The organism is Erwinia papayae (assembly GCF_058241465.1).
Genome location: NZ_JBZCHT010000010.1, coordinates 15,195 through 33,403, shown reverse-complemented (window position 1 = coordinate 33,403; position 18,209 = coordinate 15,195). Strand labels below are relative to the sequence as shown.

General features: G+C 52.6%; 24 protein-coding genes. 2 read left to right on the top strand and 22 right to left on the bottom strand.

Translation table 11 applies throughout. The features are described 5' to 3' along the window. The 22 genes from AC3RPL_RS15665 to AC3RPL_RS15560 all read right to left on the bottom strand — a co-directional run bounded on the left by AC3RPL_RS15665 (position 1) and on the right by AC3RPL_RS15560 (position 17,049). Positions 1-3,279: a phage tail tape measure protein gene (locus AC3RPL_RS15665; RefSeq protein ID WP_490740765.1), complete on the bottom strand. Its 3,279-nt coding sequence runs from the start codon at positions 3,277-3,279 to the stop codon at positions 1-3. A 33-nt stretch (positions 3,280-3,312) separates the two neighbouring features. Beyond that, a complete protein-coding gene (locus tag AC3RPL_RS15660; RefSeq protein WP_490738922.1) occupies positions 3,313-3,576 on the bottom strand; it encodes a phage tail assembly protein T in 264 nt (87 codons plus the stop codon). A gap of 23 nt (positions 3,577-3,599) precedes the next feature. Then, on the bottom strand, positions 3,600-3,998 hold the full coding sequence (locus AC3RPL_RS15655; RefSeq protein ID WP_490740764.1) for a phage tail assembly chaperone: 399 nt from the start codon (positions 3,996-3,998) through the stop codon (positions 3,600-3,602). A 51-nt stretch (positions 3,999-4,049) separates the two neighbouring features. Further along, positions 4,050-4,505: a phage tail tube protein gene (locus AC3RPL_RS15650; protein ID WP_490740763.1), complete on the bottom strand. Its 456-nt coding sequence runs from the start codon at positions 4,503-4,505 to the stop codon at positions 4,050-4,052. A gap of 57 nt (positions 4,506-4,562) precedes the next feature. After that, positions 4,563-4,910 (bottom strand): tail completion protein gp17, encoded by a 348-nt coding sequence (gp17, locus tag AC3RPL_RS15645; protein ID WP_490738919.1) that lies wholly within the window; start codon positions 4,908-4,910, stop codon positions 4,563-4,565. Further along, positions 4,907-5,353: an HK97-gp10 family putative phage morphogenesis protein gene (locus AC3RPL_RS15640; protein ID WP_490740762.1), complete on the bottom strand. Its 447-nt coding sequence runs from the start codon at positions 5,351-5,353 to the stop codon at positions 4,907-4,909. Before AC3RPL_RS15640 ends, gp17 begins: the two co-directional genes overlap by 4 nt. Next, a complete protein-coding gene (locus AC3RPL_RS15635) occupies positions 5,350-5,688 on the bottom strand; it encodes a phage head closure protein (RefSeq protein ID WP_490740761.1) in 339 nt (112 codons plus the stop codon). Before AC3RPL_RS15635 ends, AC3RPL_RS15640 begins: the two co-directional genes overlap by 4 nt. 8 nt (positions 5,689-5,696) lie before the next feature. Beyond that, the gene (locus AC3RPL_RS15630; RefSeq protein WP_490740760.1) at positions 5,697-6,026 is read right to left on the bottom strand and encodes a head-tail connector protein; all 330 of its coding nucleotides are present in this window, start codon (positions 6,024-6,026) and stop codon (positions 5,697-5,699) included. A gap of 45 nt (positions 6,027-6,071) precedes the next feature. After that, the gene (locus AC3RPL_RS15625; protein ID WP_490740759.1) at positions 6,072-7,283 is read right to left on the bottom strand and encodes a phage major capsid protein; all 1,212 of its coding nucleotides are present in this window, start codon (positions 7,281-7,283) and stop codon (positions 6,072-6,074) included. Between the two features lie 9 nt (positions 7,284-7,292). Beyond that, positions 7,293-8,141 (bottom strand): head maturation protease, ClpP-related, encoded by an 849-nt coding sequence (locus AC3RPL_RS15620; RefSeq protein WP_490740758.1) that lies wholly within the window; start codon positions 8,139-8,141, stop codon positions 7,293-7,295. Positions 8,142-8,151: 10 nt separating this feature from the next. After that, on the bottom strand, positions 8,152-9,456 hold the full coding sequence (locus tag AC3RPL_RS15615; RefSeq protein ID WP_490740757.1) for a phage portal protein: 1,305 nt from the start codon (positions 9,454-9,456) through the stop codon (positions 8,152-8,154). Beyond that, entirely contained in the window at positions 9,456-11,186 is a 1,731-nt protein-coding gene (locus AC3RPL_RS15610; RefSeq protein WP_490740756.1) for a terminase large subunit, read from the bottom strand. The genes AC3RPL_RS15615 and AC3RPL_RS15610 overlap by 1 nt, the downstream gene beginning before the upstream one ends. Further along, positions 11,186-11,659, bottom strand: a complete 474-nt coding sequence (locus AC3RPL_RS15605) for a phage terminase small subunit P27 family (protein WP_490740755.1) — start codon at positions 11,657-11,659, stop codon at positions 11,186-11,188. Before AC3RPL_RS15605 ends, AC3RPL_RS15610 begins: the two co-directional genes overlap by 1 nt. Positions 11,660-11,858: 199 nt before the next feature. Next, complete coding sequence (locus AC3RPL_RS15600; protein WP_490740754.1) at positions 11,859-12,209, bottom strand: HNH endonuclease; 351 nt, start codon at positions 12,207-12,209, stop codon at positions 11,859-11,861. After that, on the bottom strand, positions 12,151-12,795 hold the full coding sequence (locus tag AC3RPL_RS15595) for a hypothetical protein (protein WP_490740753.1): 645 nt from the start codon (positions 12,793-12,795) through the stop codon (positions 12,151-12,153). Before AC3RPL_RS15595 ends, AC3RPL_RS15600 begins: the two co-directional genes overlap by 59 nt. Next, positions 12,777-14,234 carry a glycosyltransferase family 2 protein gene (locus AC3RPL_RS15590; RefSeq protein ID WP_490740752.1) on the bottom strand — a complete coding sequence of 486 codons (1,458 nt, stop codon included), beginning with the start codon at positions 14,232-14,234 and terminating at the stop codon, positions 12,777-12,779. The genes AC3RPL_RS15595 and AC3RPL_RS15590 overlap by 19 nt, the downstream gene beginning before the upstream one ends. Positions 14,235-14,272: 38 nt before the next feature. Next, positions 14,273-14,563 carry a hypothetical protein gene (locus tag AC3RPL_RS15585; protein WP_490740751.1) on the bottom strand — a complete coding sequence of 97 codons (291 nt, stop codon included), beginning with the start codon at positions 14,561-14,563 and terminating at the stop codon, positions 14,273-14,275. 110 nt (positions 14,564-14,673) lie between these two features. Continuing rightward, positions 14,674-15,240 (bottom strand): phage antirepressor N-terminal domain-containing protein, encoded by a 567-nt coding sequence (locus tag AC3RPL_RS15580; RefSeq protein WP_490740750.1) that lies wholly within the window; start codon positions 15,238-15,240, stop codon positions 14,674-14,676. Between the two features lie 192 nt (positions 15,241-15,432). After that, positions 15,433-15,702, bottom strand: a complete 270-nt coding sequence (locus tag AC3RPL_RS15575) for a hypothetical protein (RefSeq protein WP_490740749.1) — start codon at positions 15,700-15,702, stop codon at positions 15,433-15,435. Further along, entirely contained in the window at positions 15,699-15,989 is a 291-nt protein-coding gene (lysC, locus tag AC3RPL_RS15570) for an Rz1-like lysis system protein LysC (protein ID WP_490740748.1), read from the bottom strand. The genes AC3RPL_RS15575 and lysC overlap by 4 nt, the downstream gene beginning before the upstream one ends. A 306-nt stretch (positions 15,990-16,295) precedes the next feature. Then, positions 16,296-16,712 (bottom strand): structural protein, encoded by a 417-nt coding sequence (locus tag AC3RPL_RS15565; RefSeq protein WP_490740747.1) that lies wholly within the window; start codon positions 16,710-16,712, stop codon positions 16,296-16,298. Continuing rightward, the gene (locus AC3RPL_RS15560; protein ID WP_261666908.1) at positions 16,699-17,049 is read right to left on the bottom strand and encodes a phage holin, lambda family; all 351 of its coding nucleotides are present in this window, start codon (positions 17,047-17,049) and stop codon (positions 16,699-16,701) included. The genes AC3RPL_RS15565 and AC3RPL_RS15560 overlap by 14 nt, the downstream gene beginning before the upstream one ends. A gap of 194 nt (positions 17,050-17,243) precedes the next feature. On the opposite strand from AC3RPL_RS15560, the gene AC3RPL_RS15555 reads away from it, so the two are divergent. After that, positions 17,244-17,696: an AcrIF11 family anti-CRISPR ADP-ribosyltransferase gene (locus AC3RPL_RS15555; RefSeq protein WP_490740746.1), complete on the top strand. Its 453-nt coding sequence runs from the start codon at positions 17,244-17,246 to the stop codon at positions 17,694-17,696. Positions 17,697-17,700: 4 nt separating this feature from the next. Continuing rightward, positions 17,701-17,859: a hypothetical protein gene (locus AC3RPL_RS15550; RefSeq protein WP_490740745.1), complete on the top strand. Its 159-nt coding sequence runs from the start codon at positions 17,701-17,703 to the stop codon at positions 17,857-17,859. Positions 17,860-18,209 lie beyond the last annotated feature (350 nt).

The window sequence follows — 18,209 nt, the reverse complement described above, 5'->3', positions numbered from 1 at the left end:
TTAACCCTTGTAAAGCGCTCCACCCGGAGACATTTCCCTGCGCAGGCGGCTGGTGATCTCAGTCTGCACAATGTTTTTAAGCTGGTTTGCCACGTCAGACGTACCGGATGCGCTGGTTTGTGAGCCAGTCTCACCCTGCTGAATGGTGACCGGAGCATAAACGCTGATATTTGTGTTTCCCGTACCGCTGTAGCTGTTCACGCCGGAAGAAACCCCGCCAGAGGTATCACCCACCGCACCACCAGAGGCGTAACCTTTCATGAGGCTGTACAGGTTGGATATGCCGATCCGCTCGGTGGCCTCTTTGGTGAAAACAAACTCACCCTTATGAACCACGCCAGCCGGATCGTATTTCCCGCCAGAACCGGTATAACCACCACCGTCATAAGCGCTGAAACTGGTACTCAGTCCCATTGCACCCGTTGATACGCCAGCAGAAACGCTGCTCCCTGCGGCAGAACCGGTCAGGCCGCTGGCAACGCTGCCCAGAATGCCGCCCAGCGATGAGCTGGAACTGCCCAACGCATTCACAACAGCCATCTGCAACGCCACTTTTGAAATCATCTGGAGCACGGACAGCCCCCAGCTTTTCCAGTCAGCCTTACTTCCCACCAACATGGCTGACATATTGTCGAGCGCACTGTCCATTGAGCTGGTTATTCCCTGCGATACCGTGCCGGATATGTTGCTGACACTTTCGATCCAGTTGTCATACCCCTTACTGATACCTGACCGCCAGTCAGCCTGCGACGCCGCCAGCGCCTGATATTTTTTGTCCAGTGCATCAAGCGCGGCGGTTTGTGCAGCCACCGCCTGTGTGCCTTTGTCGGTTTTATCAAACACCCGGTTAATCTGCTGGGTTTCATCAAAACGGGTGCGCTGGCGGTCGCTCAGGCCGCTGGTCTGCGTGGTGAGTGCCGCATCATCCTGATATTTCCGCGCCGCATCGGTTAAATCCTTGAGCGCCTCTGCCTGTTCGCGCTGCTTTTTGATATTGGCTTCTGCCCGCTGCGTCCACGTCTCCAGTTCCGTTGAGGCTGACCGGATCGCTTTGCGCTGCTCATCGGTCCATTTTGTTCCGGCCTGATGCGCGGCAGCGTAGAGTTCTGCCGCCTTCTCACCCTGGCTTGCACGGACGCGCTGAACCTCAAGCGCCACGCTGAGATCGGCCATTTTCCGGCTGTACTGTTCAGCCTGTGCGGCGGCTTCACGTTCGGCTTTGTTCTGGGCATTCGTTGCGGCGGTGCTGTCCTTCTTCGCCTGTGCGGCTTCCGCATCCTTTTTTGCCGCCTGGTCTTTGTCATACACGTACTTCGTATACAACGCGCCAGTCAGTTGCAAATCGTCTGCCTCATACTGGTACTGACGATGCAACTTTTCCAACCCTGACAGGCTGGACAGTTCATTATCACGGCGGGCTTTCTCCAGCGCGGTTGACTGCTGCGGCGTGGCTTTTGCCGTTGATACAACCGGACCTGCATACTGAGGTGGCGTTGCCCCCCCGGTGGCGGTCATGGACCGGTTAAGCAGATCGTATGCCCCTTTCAGAATGGACACCGCGCCAGCCTGCTCAATGGCCTTTTTAGTTGCCAGGTCGCTGGCGTCGTTGACCAGCTTCTGCGTGGCTTCAACTTTCGCTGCCACCTGTTCACGCTGGTAATCCAGCTTGTTGAGCTGATCGGTGGCATCCTGCTGGCGCTTTGTCAGTTCCTCAACCGACATCAGATTATTAATCCGCGCCAGCCAGGGGTGTTCGTCATACTGTTTTTCCATCACCTGCATGGCGCTGAGGCTGTCCCGCGTCTGGCGTATCTGATCGTCCAGAGAGGCAAGGTCTTTTTTCTGCGCCACCAGCGATCCACTGGCATCAACGGCTGTTGATTTCAGTCCTGCTACAGAGAGCTGCCCCAGCTTGCTGTTAATAGCGTCCAGATTATCAGCAAACGAAACCGCTTCTTTATGCGCCTGCTGAGTATGCTGATAAACGCCATACATCGCCGTACCGGCAGCAATAATAACGCCCGGCCATCCCCCAAGAATGCCCAGAACGCTGCCGCCCAGGCGCGACATCACCGACGCTGTTTCTGTCAGCCTGGTTGCTGCCGAAGATCGTGCTCCGATGGATGAATTCAGGGTTGCCTGTGCTGCCGCCAGCTGTCGCTCTGCGGCGATTTGCGCTTCTATGCCGCTTGCAGCAACACGCGCCTGTTGCGCCCGGTAAACAGCCTGCCGTGCAGCCGCCACGCTGGTTTGTGTGGCTCTGAGCTGGGCGCTGGCAAGCGCCACTTCAGCGGCAGTATTGGAGACAACCGACGCAGTAGCCGTGGTAACACTGGAAACCATATTGCCGAAATACCGCGCCACGCCCAGTCCAATCAGCAGGCCGGTAACGTCAGCAACGGTATCAATGTTTTTTGCCAGGCCGTCGAGCACACCGGATAGCGTGGATGACGCGCCAACCGCATTGTTTGCGCCACCTACCCAGGCCATAAAGGCGTTCTCAACCTTCTGAGTGGAACCGCTGATCGAAGCAGGCAGCGAATCAAACTCTTTACGCAGCTGATCGACGTTGGTCAGGATTGGCACAATCTTGTCGGTGGTCAGCTGACCATTGTTCGCCATGTTGCGCAGACCGCCCACCGTGGTATTCAGACCGGTAGCAAGCAACTTCGCCAGCCTGCCGCCGTTCTCCATGATGGCGTTAAATTCCTCACCACGCAGAACACCCGATCCCAGCGCCTGACTGAGCTGGGTTATTACAGAGCTGGCTTCTTCAGTGCTGGCCCCGGAGAGCTTCAGCGAGGTGGCAACGGTTTCAGTCACTTTAGCCACGTCTGACGACGCATAGCCCGCATCGCGCAGGGAGGACGCAATACGGCTGTACAGATTGGCGTTGGCTTCAAACGATGTACCGGTCCGCTGGCTGACCGCCATCAGAGTACTTTGCGCGGTGGCAAAGTCGTCTGCTGAGGTTGACGCCAGTTTTAGCCGTCCGTTCAGCTGATTCCAGGTGTCAGCAAAGTGGATCAGCTGCCCGGTGGCAAAAGCACCGGCAAATGCGCCCGCCATGCCTGTAGCGGTGGATTTTACCGATGTCAGTTGATCGTTAAGTTCTGACAGGGAGCGCTGCGTTTCCCGCGTGGCCGCTGCCGCCTTGCGTCCGCCCTGCTCCATCGTTTTATAATAATCCGCACCCATGCGTGAGGCGCGGGAAATCTCCGACTGAAATGACGCGGAATTTGCAGAAATCTTGATAATCAGTTCGCGCAGCGTTGCCATAATTAACCCTTTCAGCCCGCCTGCGCGGGATTGTTAAGCCAGTTCACTGAGAAAACCTTCCAGCCCGGACACGTCTTCTTTTTCTTCTTCACCCCACCGCAGGATCACATCGTCCATGCTGATTTTACCGCCCTGCGAATTCAGTACCGCCGTGGCAATCTGCGCCGCCTGAATATCGCCGCGCCGGTCACTGATCGGGCTGATGCGGTCATATTCAATCCACATCTTCAGTTCGCTGGCGGTAATGGTTGAGGTCAGTTCGTGCAGGGTTCGCCCAAGACGAAGGGCCAGCGTCATAAGAAAGAAGGTGCCGGGCGATTTTACTTTGCGTCGGCGTCAGCCTGTGTTTTGCTCAGGTCCAGTGCCTGCTTAAGAAGGCGGGCATGTACCGGTCCATAAATCGCCTGCACCTGATCCCTGTCTTCTGTCAGAAATACCGGCATGGACTCTTCATCAAGCACGACATCAATGAACAGCACCACGTCTGCTCGAAGATTACGGTGGGCGACCTGCGCGGGAGTAAGCCTGATTTCTTCGCTACCCTCAGTTGGGCGCGGGGCAATAATTTCATTCCACTCAAGCCAGGCCTGTGCAGAGGGTTCGCGTAAATTCACCTCAACACCGCCCCACTCAGGCACGGTAACGGTTTTGCTGCGAAAGCCAGACAGGGGCGCAAGTGCAAGACTGCGCAGGGATAACGCTGATTTTTTTGCTGTCATTGTTTTTATCCAGTAGCGAGTAAAACAGCGCCCGCAAGCGCCGGTGGAAAATTAAGAGCCGGATTCGCTGGCAACGATGGGAACAGGCTTACCCTTCACGCGAAGGGAATAGGTCGCACTGACCACGGCAGATGTGCCAGCGGTCCAGGAGCTTTGACGCACTTCAACCAGGATGTAAAAACCGTTGCCGGAAGGAAACAGGATGCGGAGGGCGCGGAGTTCATCATTTTCATATGCGGTCTGCAATGACTGCTGCGCGGCTTCATCGCCCACCCAATTGCGGGTGATCGACATTTCAGCCGGTGCCGCGAGTCCGTTGGTCTGCTCCTGTTCGGTTGAGCACAGCGTGGTAACATCAATATCCGACTTCTGCCCCCCCGTGTAGGTGATCTCCTTGCTGGCACAGGCCGCATCCAGCCATTGCGCACTGGTTGGGTTTGCTTCTGTGACGGCAGCAGCGGTAACGCTGAATGACATCCCCTTCGTTAATTCATATTTACTGGTCATGTTTTCTCCGGGCATAAAAAAACCACCTTTCGGTGGCGTGTCAGGTTTTAATGGATGTCAGGTCATGATCTGGACTTCAAGCATGGCCCGGTAAAGCGACGTATCCGTTTCGTAGCTGTTGGTGTCATTCATCTGTGTGAACGCCAGCGGGACCAGTGCAGCGCGAACGCTTTCGCGTAGCTGTCTGGCCTCATCAATACTGTTTGAATACACATCAATTTGTAAAGTAGCCGTCATTTCTGCCGGTCCACATAATGTGTCGGCTGAGACTTCGGAATTCAGTGAGTAAACCACCCACGGCGGTGAAACAGCGGGTTCACCCTGGGCATTCAGCGGCACCACGTAGGGGTAAACCTGTCCGGATGCCAGAGACGACAGCAAAGGGTAAATATCAGCTTCGGTCATTTCAACAGCACCTTATCAATCGCCGCGTTGGCTTTTTCAAACGCCGCCTGCGCAGCCTGTTCCTGTCTGGCATCATAAGCCGGGCGCAGAAACGGCACCGGGGCCATGTTTGATGTGCCCAACTCCAGAAAGCGCCAGTAAAAGGCGTTCCGTTTGTCACTCGTTTTCAGTTTGTTATCACTGTTGCCGGTGCGTGGGTTGGTGCCACGGACGTGAACCCCGGAGACAATCCCGCCGTCACGGTCACGCTGCGTCATCACCACAATGTTTTTCTTCAGCCTGCCGGAGCGTACCGGGGCACGTTTGACCGCCTCATCTTTAAACACCGTGGCCGCTGCGCGGGTAGCGTCACGCAATACCTTGCGGTTTTCGGCTTTGCTCAGTGCATTGAGATCGTCGGACAGGTCAAGCAGGCCGGAAAAGTCGAGTTTTGTATCGATCACGTTTTCACCCCCTGCTTACAGAGAATTTCAAGGCGCGACCCTTTTGCATCCGGTATCGGTGGGCCTGATACCTCAAGCGTCAGACCTTTGAACGGACCGGAGAGACAAATCAGGCGCGTGGAGGCTGATATATCATCGCGGTAACGCATCCAGACACGGATTGTCGCCTCCGCTTTTTCCGCATCTGATGCCATCATTTCACGACCGCTGATGCCTTTGATTTCAGCGCGAACAGTCACCCCTTCTTTCCAGACTTTTTCGGGCTGGCCTGACGGGGTGCGTTGAGTGGAAAAATTCTGAATAATAACCCGATCTCGTAATCTTCCTGCCTGCATAACCTCTCCTACAGACCGTAAATACGGTAAGGCTGAAGCAATGATTCCACGGCCAGAGGCAAAGTGGATACGGTGACACCTGACACGCTGGCTTCGCGGTTTTCATACCAGTGGCCTACCAGCAGGAGTATGACCAGCCGGATATCATCATCCAGTAACAGGCTGTTCTCATCATCAGCGAATCCGGGATCGGCGTTGGTTTCATAAATCTTGCGGCGCGTCCATTTCTCAATGTGGCGCGTGGCTGCACCGGTATAGATTGTGAGAATCGAATCCTCTGTGCTGTCATCAGGATCAATCCGACAATGTTCTCTTACCGTTTCAGGCGAAATGATCATGGCATTAGTCCATCAAATAAAGCGGCCCGAAAGCCGCTGTTATTATTAGCTACCGGAACCACTCAGATTGCCGTGAACAAAGGCTTCAGGACGGTATACCGCCAGCGCCAGACGTTCTTCACAGCGAATTGAGATCATGTTCTTTTCAAAGTCGTCGGCGTTTTCACTCGACACCACAACGTTTGCGTCCTCACGGTCAAAAATCTGTGCGCCGGAATTAAAGGCACCGGTCAGGAATTTACCCAGGAACTGAGCCGCCTCCGTCGCTACAACCGGCAACCCCCACAGGGTAGGCGTGGTCAGCTGAGCCGGATTTGCCAGGATATAACGGCCCAGCGTGTCCTTGCTCAGTTCGATTTTTGCCCAGTCGGTAAAGTGCAGAACGTGACCGGAGGCAGGGAAGCGGGCAAGTTGCGCCTGCAACATTGCCAGGCGAAGCACATCAATGCCGGTTTCATTATCCACCGCAAACGCAGCGCTGAAAGCTTTTGCCTGGGGAATGATGCCCTGAAGGTGTGCGCCTGTGCCGTCACCAAACAGAATTTCCTGTTCTTCGACATAGGACAATCCGTAGCGCATTTCTGCATCAACGGTTGACTGCAACTGCGCGAAATCGTCCAGGATTTGTTTGGACGCTTTGAACATGTGCGCAATGGTGCGAACAGGCGTGGTTTTTTCACCAAACTGAATATCACTGTAAGGTTTGGTGGTGTTTTCCGGAACAACCGCTGCGTTGTTGGTAAAACCGGTCTGCTGCACGTAGTAAATCGTGTTGGACTGGGTGCGGCCCGGTGCAATAAGGTCGCGGATAAACAGTCGCTGCTTTGGTGCAGTATCAATGCCCGGCAGGCGCTGCGGTGCCACAATCTGGCCCGGAATATCCACCGTGGTCAGTGCAGCTTTAACCGGTACGGAAATACGCTTGTTGCCCTCAAGGCTTGATCGGATATCTTTCATTACTTCAGCCGAGACAAACTGCTGACCCACAGACTGGATCACGTCTCTGGCGGCGTTAAGCGGAATTTGTGCGGCTACATGCTGCTCAAGATCGCCCAGCGAAGTTTTGATAGTTTTCATCGCTTCATTGAGGGCGTTATGCTCCGTAGCGATTTTATCCACGGCGTTTTTGGTTTCAGCCGAGAGCTGACCAGAGTTTTTGGCTTCGTTCAGTGCTTTTTCAGCTTTTTCGCTGAACTCAGCCGAAACTTTTTCCAGCTTTGCGGAGACTTTCGTCAACAGTTCATTTACTTCAGACATGCGTTATCCTTATTCGCCGAGCAGTGCCAGCGCATTTTTGAGTGAATTTATTGCTTCAGGGTTAATTTCATCGACAGCGCCCGGCTTGTCGTTTTTTTGAGGGGTAGCGCACGGCATACCACCTAAAGCCTTGAGGTGCTTCCGGCGTTCGGCGCGTGGCATACCGCCCTTTGCCAGAAAAGCATCAATCTTTCTCAGTGCAGCGGCGGGGCTTTCGTCGTCACTGGTTATTTCGTCAGCAGAAAGCAGGGAGTCTGCAAAACCCTGGTCTACAGCGTCACTGCCACCGATAAACGTTTCGTTATCCATCAGCGTCTGAACCTTACTCAATTCAAGACCGGTTCGGGCTGCATAAATGTCGGCCATTGCGCTATCAAAAGGCTCCAGAGAGTCGGCGTATTGCCTGAAATCGTTGCGATTGCCAGCCATAATGCTCCAGCAGTTGTGGATCATCAGGAACGCACCGCGCCCCATCTGAATTTCATCACCGGCCATTGCGATAATGGATGCTGCTGAGGCCGCAATTCCCAGCACTTTGACGGTAACTTTTCCTTCATAGGCCAGCAGGATGTTATAGATTGCCAGTCCCTCCCACATATCTCCGCCCGGTGAGTTGATGTTTACCGTAACGTCCGATCCACCCATGCTCCTGAGCGCTCCGGCTATACGGCTGGCGGTGACGCCATCGCCATACCAGTCCTCACCAATGGTGTCCAGAATGGAAATGGCGTTATCGCCCGTCTGCCCCGCCGCTCGAATCCCCCCATCCCAGCGCTCGTATGCCGCAGACGGCATTTCGCTGTTTTGACGCGCAAAAGGACGCCCCTCCGGCGCTGCCGGAAGCGTTTTAATGGTCATCAGGTGTCTCCTAAGCCGCTTTTTTTAGCGGTGAGTGTTCCGGTGGTATATCCGGGAATAGAAAAGCGTGTAGCTTCATGATATTGCTGGCCTGAACACCTGCGTTGGTTTCACGAAGCTGATCCAGCGGCGTAAGATTTAGCTGCACGGTATAGATATCGCCACCATCAATCGGCGGCAGGTTTTCCAGCCTGCGCACGTCATTGCGTGACATCCAGCCGTTCTGAAGCGCCGTGGTGTAATAGGCTGAACGCCCGGCAGTATCTGCACGTAGCAGCCCCTCAACAGAAAACTCCGCAAACACATCATCACTGCCATCAAGCAGGCAGCGGGCTATCTCCTGCTCAATATTGACCAGCAGAGGACGTAAGGTGTTGGTCAGGAAAAGAAGGTTCATTCCTTCAACACTTGATGCCCAACTGCTCTGTTTGGTTGTGTGACCGACCATAAAAGGTGGAACCCGAAACCAGCGACATATTTCTTCAATACTGAATGCGCGGGACTCCAGCATCTGTGCGGCTTCCGGGTTTATGGTCACACCCTGATATTTCATACCCCCCTCAAGCACCATGATTTTTCCGGCGTTTTTGGAGCTGGTAAAATTGATCATGTATTTTCTTAGCCTTTCACGCTGCTCATCGTTCAGCGGCGTCTCAGCAGAGAGAAAACCAGAGCTTTGCAGGCCATTTTCAAATATTTTTGCGGCTGATTCCTCAACTGACATCGCCGCGCCAATTACGTCCCGGCCTGTCATCATGGGCATCATGCCGCAGACGCCATCAAGGCCAAATCCACGGATGTGCATGATGTTCTGCACAGGTATCTCACGCTTTGCTTTTACTTCGGTGTAGGTGTACTGGAGATTGCCGTTGTCCAGGCGCTTCACCACCATGTTTTGCGGTAGCAGTGGAACGAGGGAAACCAGCTTTTTGCCGATAATCTTTTTTTCAATGAACGCATTCCCCCGCAGGCAAATAGAGGCCACCACCGAAAGCATAAAGCGTGATGGCGTCATTTCAATGTTCGGGCGACGGCACAGCAACTGATAGACGGGATGATCCATCGCCAGCTTACGGGAGCCATCCCCCTGACGCTCGTAAACTTTCAGCGGCAGCGTGGAAACGGACTCACTTAACAGTCGGGTGCAGGCCCATACAGCAGAAAGGCGCATCGCTTTATCGGCTGAAACCGTCTTGCCGCTGCTGCTCTTTCCCCACCATTCCTCCCAGAATGTGCCGGTTGTCAGGCTGATGGGGACACCCAGCCAGTTCAGCAGGGCTGATTTAACTTTGCCTGGCTGTTTTTGTTTTTTCATCAGAAACCTACCATGATGGGGTTTTCAAAGAAGCCGGTCAGGTCGGGTTTGTCATCGCCACCATTCAGGATCAGGCGACTTAACCCGGTAAACATGGCAACCGGCCCGTCAATCTTGGCTTCAGGCGTGGATTTATTGGGAAAAACGTTGTCGTTTTTATCCATTTTTGCGGTGACGTTACTCATCATCCAGTTCATCACGGGATGATTATCGTGATGGATTTTCCCGGCAAACGTCAGCGCTTCAGTTTCCTTCATCGCCTCTGAAAGGTTTCTGACCGTTTGCGCCACTTCCACCATCGGTATGCCCTCTTCAATCATCGACAGACTGAACTGAACCGCCCCCCAGGGATCGAAGCCTACTTCGCGCAGATTCTCACCACTGAGCCAGGCGATCAGGTCTTCTTTGATAACGGCATGATCGACCACATCACCATCGGTCAGCGTCAGTGCCCCGGTTTCACTCCAGTTGCGGTAAAGCTCTGCCATCTGGCGAGAGCAGCGGTCAAGCCTTCCTTCAGGAAGCCAGAATTTGAAATCAGCGTGTACGTGTGAATCCGGTGCCCGCCATATTTTTACAGCGGCACATATATCGATTTTGTTGGCAAGGTCCACACCCACCCACATCGGGTACGTTTTCAGTTCATGCTCTGGAGCCAGAGGCGGGCAGGCTTCCCATTTCAGCATATCCATCCATGCTGATTCAGCCGTTACCCATATATTCAGATGTTTAGTGAGAAAGTTATTCCTGGCTGATACCTGCTCTCTGGCCTTTTTTGCCAGGCGGCGCATATCGTCCCACCGCTTACAAATCCCCAGTCCGGGATTGGCTTTCTGCCATACTGCTTCATCAAAAGGATCGTCGTCCTCATCCAGGGTGTAGATAATGGCAAAAAATGAGTCATCATCGACCAGCCCACTCAGCACTTTTGTTGCATACTCCCGCACCTCATAGCAGATACCCTCTTTATTGAAGCCTGCCGTTGTGATGCCGAAAAGTAACGGCTGAGAACGTGCGCCTGTGGCCGTTTCCAGTACGTCCCACACTGCGCGGGTACGGTGTGCATGGAGTTCATCAACGATAGCGCAATGGATGTTAAGTCCGTCGAGGTTATTGGCGTCGCTGGAAAGTGGCTCAAACTTTGAGGCTGTGCGCTCCTGAAAGATTGCCATTTTATTGAAATTCATCAGCCTTCCGAGCGCCGCTCTCGACTGCTTTATCATGTTAACCGCATCGTTAAACACAATACGCGCCTGATCGCGCGTTGTGGCCGCTGAGTAAACCTCTGCGCCGCCCTCACCGTCCGCGCCAGCCATATAAAGGCCGATACCGGATGATACTGTTGATTTGGCATTCTTACGCGCGACCTCGTTATAGGCTGTGCGGTAGCGCCTGACCATAACCGGGCGGTTCTTTTCATTCATGACCGGCTGGCCCGTCTGCTCGTTGATGAGCGGGATCACGAAGCCAAAAATATTTATCAGAATAAAAGTGTGCCAGTCCATCAGGTCAATCGGCTTTCCGGCCAGATCGCCTTTGACGTGCGGCACAAATTTATAAAAGTTGAGAATGTGCTGTGCCCGGCTCTCGCTGAAAAAGATGTTGCGTTGCTCTCCGTATTTCAGGTCACTGAGGAACCGGGCGCAGGCCTGCTTAACGTATTTTCCGGCAACAATTTCCCCCGCCACAACCCTTTCGGCGTAGCGTATTCCGTCAGTAACTTGTGCCATTATTCTCTCGCTTTAAGAAATTCGTCGAACGGGTCAGCGTCTCCGGCACTGCCCGTGTTCACTTTGCTGCGTGAAGCCGGCGTCAGACCGAATTGTTGCATCATGTTATTCAGGAATTTTCTGGCGTTGTCCATGAACCCAACACGCGGGTTAGCCTTGATCATCTTGTCGCCGGTTTGTGATGTTGTGGTGTAAACCCAGCCCTCTACTTCTAAAAGATCGCGATGGGTTCGCCACTCAATGTATGCGGCGATCATTTGCTCAAGAGCCAAACCATCAAGCTTGGTGATTACTCCAACAAGGTCGAGCTCATCACCCATCCGCTTAAACCAGTACTTTTCCTGCTTACTGAAATGCTTCGGAGTTGGGGGTACCCCTGAAGGGGGTTTCGGCTCGTTCTTATTAACAGCCCTCTTGGAAGGGTTACCCCTCACCAGTTGCAGATGGGTAGGGGTTTTCGGCGGTCCTGGCATAATCGAAAACTCCTATCAATCGATGCTTGGGGGAACCCATAAAAAAGTTTTCTAACCTGCGGCGATGCAAAAAAAGGTTAGGCGGCGGTCCTTTGAGCTTAAAGCCCTGAACTCTCGACCCGCCCTCTCCCTTTGATGATATTCATTCTCATTTGGATCGATATAGTTACATTTGAAACTATCTTATTGAGAATGGCTATCATTTGAGGCGTTCGCGAGCTGTTTTGACCTTATGGCAGGGCCAGCACAAGGCTTCAAGGTTACTGTCATCATCGGTGCCCCCATGTGCTTTAGGTATGATGTGGTCAACGGTCTTTCCTGCTGTTGGCCTTCCATTTCTAAGGCAGTTCTGGCAGAGGTGACGATCACGCTTCATTACCCGGGCGCGTCTGATATCCCACTCGCTACCGTATCCGCGCTGATGCCTGCTTTTCCCGCGCTGGTGCTGCTGCCATCCCTCGTTGAGGTGATCCGGGCAATAGCCTGAACGGTCAGTGGTGGTCTTTGCGCAGCCATGTTTGCGGCATGCTCTGGGGATAAGTGCTGGCATCAAGTCTCCACGCCCTGCGGCGTTCTGTGCGGGGTGCGTTGTCGGGATGACGTTCAACCGCTGGCAGGTCGGCGTGGTCGACGAGTGAATAGCAGGGATAGATGACCCGTCCGCCATACGCATCGCCTACCGCATAATCCGCTGGCTTGCTGCTGTCCCACTTGTTAAGCACTGTGCTGATGCGCTGTAATGGAATACTGTAGCAAACCCCGTGCATCAACCGATTCATGATGATGTAGTCATCCTGCCGCTTGTCAGCCTCTATCAGGCTGGCAGCTATCTGCATCTGGTATTGAGGCGGCCTGCCGGTGCCCAGATAGAAAGACAGGAGATCGTCAGGGAATCGGTAAAGCCAGGCTGCAACCTTATCAGCGAACCCATTAACCAGCAGTGCATCATCTTCCAGTATCACCACCCGGCAATACTGCTGGCTGGCCCACTCAATGGCGCGGCGGTGATTGGCGTTCGCGCCAGCGTCTTTATCATCAAGGAAGACGTGTGCATTAAAGGGCATAGCAAGTTTGATGGCTGCTTTATATCGTGAGTGATGCGCCACCACAGCAAACTTTATTTGTGAAGCCACCATGCATACTCCCGGCCTGTGCCGTTGGTCTTGAATATCGTGTTGATACGGGGACCGGTAACCAGTTTATCGCGTTGCTGGTAGCCCACCATGCCGAATGCGATCATATCGCCCACGCACGGCTTGCCCTTCTCTTTCCCCCAGAACCGGTTCGACTCAGTGCGATACCAGATGCGCACAATGGCGTGGGCGTATGCCATGATATCCTCACGACAACCACCCAACAGGCCAGCGTTAAGCATCAGCTCGTTGCGGTGTTCAGTGAGGAAATGCTGATAGCAGGCTTCCGGGTGATTATCTCTGGCCCATGCATCAGCGTAAGTCTTTGGCTCAGAGCCAACATAGATTTTGCCTGGCTCCATCTCCTGCCACGGTTCCCGCAACATCTCAACGTCAGTACCATCGGTACACCAGATGAAACGGTATTCAGGATGCTCACGCAGGTATTGCCAGATATGCAGCCAGCGACGGAAATAAACATTCATTGCCACATCAGGAACGCGGTGAAATTTTGTGCCTGCAATTCCCGTTTCCAGTTCATCCACCAGCACAACCGCTTCAGCACCACGAATAGATGCCGCCCATCGACTCAACATGCCAGCTGCTGGCGTCATTCTGTTGCCGCGCTGAGGGTCTGGCTGGCTGGTCAGCAATGAAGTAATAACCAGATTCTTTTGCTGCCGGAATTCCGCATAACCGGTATAGCCACCGTCACGCCGCTGGTTATGGATAGTCACATTGCGCTTAACCTGAGCGTCACGGTCTGGCTTTGGGACTGAGCGCTCAACCGCCTGATGCTCATCCAGCGAGTAAATCAGCTTTTCTGAGCCAGCCACGTCAGCAAATGCCCAGGACGTCAGGCCAGTATTGTGAATCCGCAGGGCTAAATCGCTGTGCTCATACATCCCGCGACCATAGACCGTATCGAACCCGCCAACCTTTTCAATCACGCTGCGGTGGTAATAAAGCATCACGCCGCGCTGGCCGGTATAAGCAACGTGCTTATCATCACGGTAAAGCACCGCGATATCGTTAAGTTTTTGCCCGGTGGCGAAGTCCTTGAACTGGTAAGCCAGATGCGGTTCAGGTGAGGCGATATAGGGCTGTTCCCATCCACCCGCAACAGGCCAGGCGTCATCGTCCCACAAGAAGCAATGTTCGCACCCTGCATCAATCAGGGCTTCAAGACTGGCATTCTTTGACGCCACGATACCGCGTGACGCTTCACTGCGGATTAATTTCACGCCATCCGGCACCGTGACAGGTTTTGTTGAGCCATCATCAATGACAACCACCAGCGCACCGGCTGGCAGATGTTTAATTTGATGTTCCAGGGCGCGGGATAAAATATCGTGGCGATTGTGAGAGGTAATTGCCAGCCCGATATTTGATGTGCGGTTTGTCACTGGCGAGTATCGAACGCCATCAATCATAACGTCCATTTTCACTCCAATAAAAAACCGCCCGGAGGCGGCTTATGCTATTCATCAAGCTCTTTGTAGCTATCTCGGACTTTACCCAGCTTTGTTGAACCATGAGCAACAGTTCCGTCCGCCCAAAGAACATCACAATCAAATCCCGGGTATATTTTCTTGAAGTGCCCATCCCTCCATTCTTTAACTGTCATATCATTCTTGGAGGCGTTCTTTTTTGTGTACTGAGGCATATCCTTTTTGTCACCGCGGACACTTGAACCATCGGGATGCTTAAAATCCACACAAAAGTCTTGTACATCCCAGATTTTTTTCTCAACGCTTTTTACTTGTACCATTTCTTGTCCTATAAATTGCTTATTCTTTAACGCAATTTATATATCGGATGTTTCAAAATTATCTTTAAAACATCATCAGGCGAACTCACAACGCGCCTTGTGGTGGTCACTCATGTGCGGGTTAACTTACCTTTACCAGTTTGAGCAAGCGTGTACCCCAGCAACATATTCGCTTCATCTATCAGCGCCTTAATTTTGCTGTGATGCCCAGCCTTTACCCCTTTCCATTCGTTCAGACCCGTCCCGAATAAACTGGCAATCGCGGAATCATGCTTAAGGTCCGCGCAGGCCTGATTGAGATCCTGCATTACAGTATTGCGGCGAGGATTAACAGCATGTCCTTTTGTCCAGTAATCATAGAGAACATCGTCGCATTCATCCTGGTACTGAATGACCTTCTCGCGTATCTCAGGCTTAACCTTGTTGGGGCTTATGGTCTGAAGCCAACCGGCCAGCTTGCGCAAAGGAAGGCAGACCATTTTCCTTATCCTTCCATCTTCAGCAACTATAGGGATTTCCTCTACAGTTGAACTGAAGCGTTTTTTCAATTTGGTTAGCTGCCCCATCCAGTCCATGCCCATGCCTTTAACTATTGGTTTCATGGGTGTATATGGCTCTCCATTATGGTTGACTACATAGAGAGCACTGCCGTGGAACGGCACGGTGATGGTATTCATAGCGTTTGCCTTTTAGAGATGAAGCCTGCCGAACAGGAAGCCAGCCCGAAGAGACTCGCCAGTCATACCGGCTTCCTCAGGCTTCATTCCTAAACAGGTTCTTCGGTGGGGTGTTGCGCTTTCGGTGCGCGGTGAAATGCATATAAAAAAGCCCCGGACATTTGCCGAGGCTCTTGTGATATGGACTTCTGCTTACAGGTATTTCTTCGCCAGCGCTTTCAGCTCTGATTCAGCCGCTTCACCCAGCTTTTCAACACCAGCCTTCACGAAGTCCCATGCTTTCTCGAAATCGTCAACGCCTGCTTTGAGTTGATCCTGTGCGGTCGCCGTGCTTTCCGATACTGTCTGGACTTCTGCCGGGGCCGTCTGCACTTCAGCCTGAGTGTCCGTATTTTCTACACCATCCATAATTTTCCTCGCTCTGTTAATTAGGCTTTTCAGCCAGGTGATTAATGCTTTCATTGGCGTGACGCCTCAATTTTGCGTATCCCTGCCCTGTCAATATTGCACTGGCCCACCAGCGCGATCAGGTCAGCATTCAGTGCAACGCTGTCGCCGTATGTCAGGACGGGCGCAATCTCCGGTAAATCAATTGGGCTTGTCAGCTGGGCTGGCAGGCTGAGATGCGGCTGCTTTATTGTCCTGTACTCCACCTGCGGCTTTTGCTGCGTCCCGCAACCTGTCAACAGCATCAGCGGGAACAGGAGCAACAGCGCACTTGTCAGCCGCGAGATAACGCTTGATTTCATTCTGGAGCTTCCTGTTCTGCTGTGCTGTGACAGCCCGTTGTTCTGCAACCTGAGACATAACCCCGTTTTGCTGCTGCACTGCTTTGGCGAGGTCGTTGACGCTGTCGGCCAAACCGTCATTCTTTGAGCGCAGATCGTTTATCTGGTTGTCTTTACTGTCCGTCAGTTGTTCAAGCCTGTGATTTGTTGCCTCAAGCTGGAGATTTCTGGCATTCAGCATCCAGAGCGCTCCGCAGATAAGCGCTATAACAATGAGGTGTGAATAGTTTCTGAAGAAGTTGATAACAGCCATGACGCCTCCTGTTTTCAGACGAGGTCGAGCGCCCGCACAAATACGTCAAATGCGTAGGGCTGACTGCCGTTCTCGTGTTTGATAATCGCCTGTAAAAGCGGAAAGAGTTTTCGTGAGTCGGTCAGGTCGATTGGTTTATCAGCATCAGTGCCTGTCGCCGTAGCCACGCTTTTGATATAAGCCGGAGTGTCATTCTCATTCGGTGGTGCCCAGCGCGTAATGATGCCAGTGATAGTTTTCAGACCGTATTTGCTCTGGTAATTTCGCAAAATGATAATCATCGCCCTGATACCGTACTCAGGCTTTGTAAACTGGCAGAACGACTTATCTGTGCGCTGAGCCTGTGGGACTAAACCTTTCCAGTCATCGCCCCAGCGAATATTTCCTGGATTGTTGTTGCGGATCCCGCGAGTTTTATCACTGCCCGTCATTAGCATCTCCTGATTTGCGGCTGATCCAGCCACGCAATTTTTCACTGATATAGTCATTACCCACGTAGCCGATATACACAGCGAAAACCTGTGCGGCAGCGTCGGGAATTGTCCAGTTCATGAGAGCACCGATAACCTGAAGTGTTGGCGCTGCGAAAAAGGCAAGTGCGCTGCATGACACAGCGTCGAGAACTCGTTTTGACCAGGGGCTTTTTGCATAGGCACTGCGCAGTAATGAAAACATACCGGCTACTCCCGCATATCCCCATTCTGTTTTATGGGCATAGAGCCACAACACCACGCTGGCCCAAAAGCCCGGATCGTTATCTGAAGACATGCTGTTACCCCGCCACCGGGATGATGGCGGCTTGCTGTTGGAAAGAAATTGCGCCGTCCCGAAAAATGACAGGAGATATCTGAGTGTGATTCGGGGGCGCAAAAGAAAAAAATAAAGAATATATAGTAAAATGCTTTACACTAAGCATAAAGCGTTTTACTATACATACATCGACGACAAACTGGATAATCAACATGAAACTCTTTCACGGCTCACACAGCAAAGCAGCACCGGTTATCAAAGTTGGCGCTTTCGCAATGACTGGCGATAATGTTTTTGACGGCGTGTTTGCATCACAGGATAGTGAAATTGCTGGCTCTCACGGAGAGCATGTGCATTCTTATGATGTTTCGAGCATTGCTGACAACTCATCTCTCAACGAGCGAATTAATGATGTTGTTGAATTCCTGCGCACTGAATTAGAAATTGATGAGGTTGAAGATCTGGCTGAAGCCATCGTTGACGATAAATGCGACGATTCTTTTGCTGATATCCTTTCCCCTCGCTCTTGCACAAATGATGCAAGCTGGGAAATGCAGCGCTTACGCGGTCGTGTAGCTGCTCATCTCGGATTTGATGCGGTCGAAATGGAAGACGAACACGGCAGTTCATATCTGATCGTAAACCCAAAAATTATTGCGGAGTAATCCCATGCCGTTACTGCAATACATTGAAGAGAAGTTTGACGGCAATCAAGCCGAATTTGCCCGGCATGCAGGCGTAATGAGCCAGCAAGTTACGCAGTGGATCAAGAAAGGATTCATCGTCGTAAACGGTACGCTGTATAGCCCCCGTAGGGATATAAGCTAATAAAACACCCCGCGCCTTAAGCTAATTTCCGCATTTGTCGATGCCGGGGTGAATTAGATGTCCGCAACGTGACAACCACGTACAGACGAGTTGACAGTTATGGTTGCGGCTCAATCATGGTGCTCAGTACGAGGAATCGAACCCCGGTCTATCCTGCTTACCGAGCTGATTAATGTGTGGCGGCCAGTGCTGATCTCCGGCTTTGTGCGGAACTCCTGAGGGTCGCATAATCCCGCATCTCATCGTAGTAAATCAGTGACCCATCTGGTTTGAAATACGCCCTTCACGACAAACGCATCAGTCTACGCATTCACCACAACGAAAAGCCGCCTTTTTCACAACACGAGTAC

Excerpts from the sequence above, each read along its gene's own strand:
- AC3RPL_RS15625 (WP_490740759.1), bottom strand. The coding sequence starts at position 7,283 with ATGTCTGAAGTAAATGAACTGTTGACGAAAGTCTCCGCAAAGCTGGAA.
- AC3RPL_RS15600 (WP_490740754.1), bottom strand. The coding sequence starts at position 12,209 with ATGCCAGCACTTATCCCCAGAGCATGCCGCAAACATGGCTGCGCAAAG.
- AC3RPL_RS15610 (WP_490740756.1), bottom strand. The coding sequence starts at position 11,186 with ATGGCACAAGTTACTGACGGAATACGCTACGCCGAAAGGGTTGTGGCG.
- AC3RPL_RS15630 (WP_490740760.1), bottom strand. The coding sequence starts at position 6,026 with ATGATCATTTCGCCTGAAACGGTAAGAGAACATTGTCGGATTGATCCT.
- AC3RPL_RS15575 (WP_490740749.1), bottom strand. The coding sequence starts at position 15,702 with ATGAAAGCATTAATCACCTGGCTGAAAAGCCTAATTAACAGAGCGAGG.
- AC3RPL_RS15580 (WP_490740750.1), bottom strand. The coding sequence starts at position 15,240 with ATGAATACCATCACCGTGCCGTTCCACGGCAGTGCTCTCTATGTAGTC.
- lysC (WP_490740748.1), bottom strand. The coding sequence starts at position 15,989 with ATGAAATCAAGCGTTATCTCGCGGCTGACAAGTGCGCTGTTGCTCCTG.
- AC3RPL_RS15605 (WP_490740755.1), bottom strand. The coding sequence starts at position 11,659 with ATGCCAGGACCGCCGAAAACCCCTACCCATCTGCAACTGGTGAGGGGT.
- gp17 (WP_490738919.1), bottom strand. The coding sequence starts at position 4,910 with ATGACCGAAGCTGATATTTACCCTTTGCTGTCGTCTCTGGCATCCGGA.
- AC3RPL_RS15555 (WP_490740746.1), top strand. The coding sequence starts at position 17,244 with ATGAAACTCTTTCACGGCTCACACAGCAAAGCAGCACCGGTTATCAAA.
- AC3RPL_RS15660 (WP_490738922.1), bottom strand. The coding sequence starts at position 3,576 with ATGACGCTGGCCCTTCGTCTTGGGCGAACCCTGCACGAACTGACCTCA.
- AC3RPL_RS15615 (WP_490740757.1), bottom strand. The coding sequence starts at position 9,456 with ATGAAAAAACAAAAACAGCCAGGCAAAGTTAAATCAGCCCTGCTGAAC.
- AC3RPL_RS15635 (WP_490740761.1), bottom strand. The coding sequence starts at position 5,688 with ATGCAGGCAGGAAGATTACGAGATCGGGTTATTATTCAGAATTTTTCC.
- AC3RPL_RS15585 (WP_490740751.1), bottom strand. The coding sequence starts at position 14,563 with ATGGTACAAGTAAAAAGCGTTGAGAAAAAAATCTGGGATGTACAAGAC.
- AC3RPL_RS15550 (WP_490740745.1), top strand. The coding sequence starts at position 17,701 with ATGCCGTTACTGCAATACATTGAAGAGAAGTTTGACGGCAATCAAGCC.
- AC3RPL_RS15665 (WP_490740765.1), bottom strand. The coding sequence starts at position 3,279 with ATGGCAACGCTGCGCGAACTGATTATCAAGATTTCTGCAAATTCCGCG.
- AC3RPL_RS15595 (WP_490740753.1), bottom strand. The coding sequence starts at position 12,795 with ATGGTGGCTTCACAAATAAAGTTTGCTGTGGTGGCGCATCACTCACGA.
- AC3RPL_RS15560 (WP_261666908.1), bottom strand. The coding sequence starts at position 17,049 with ATGTCTTCAGATAACGATCCGGGCTTTTGGGCCAGCGTGGTGTTGTGG.
- AC3RPL_RS15620 (WP_490740758.1), bottom strand. The coding sequence starts at position 8,141 with ATGACCATTAAAACGCTTCCGGCAGCGCCGGAGGGGCGTCCTTTTGCG.
- AC3RPL_RS15590 (WP_490740752.1), bottom strand. The coding sequence starts at position 14,234 with ATGGACGTTATGATTGATGGCGTTCGATACTCGCCAGTGACAAACCGC.
- AC3RPL_RS15655 (WP_490740764.1), bottom strand. The coding sequence starts at position 3,998 with ATGACAGCAAAAAAATCAGCGTTATCCCTGCGCAGTCTTGCACTTGCG.
- AC3RPL_RS15565 (WP_490740747.1), bottom strand. The coding sequence starts at position 16,712 with ATGACGGGCAGTGATAAAACTCGCGGGATCCGCAACAACAATCCAGGA.
- AC3RPL_RS15650 (WP_490740763.1), bottom strand. The coding sequence starts at position 4,505 with ATGACCAGTAAATATGAATTAACGAAGGGGATGTCATTCAGCGTTACC.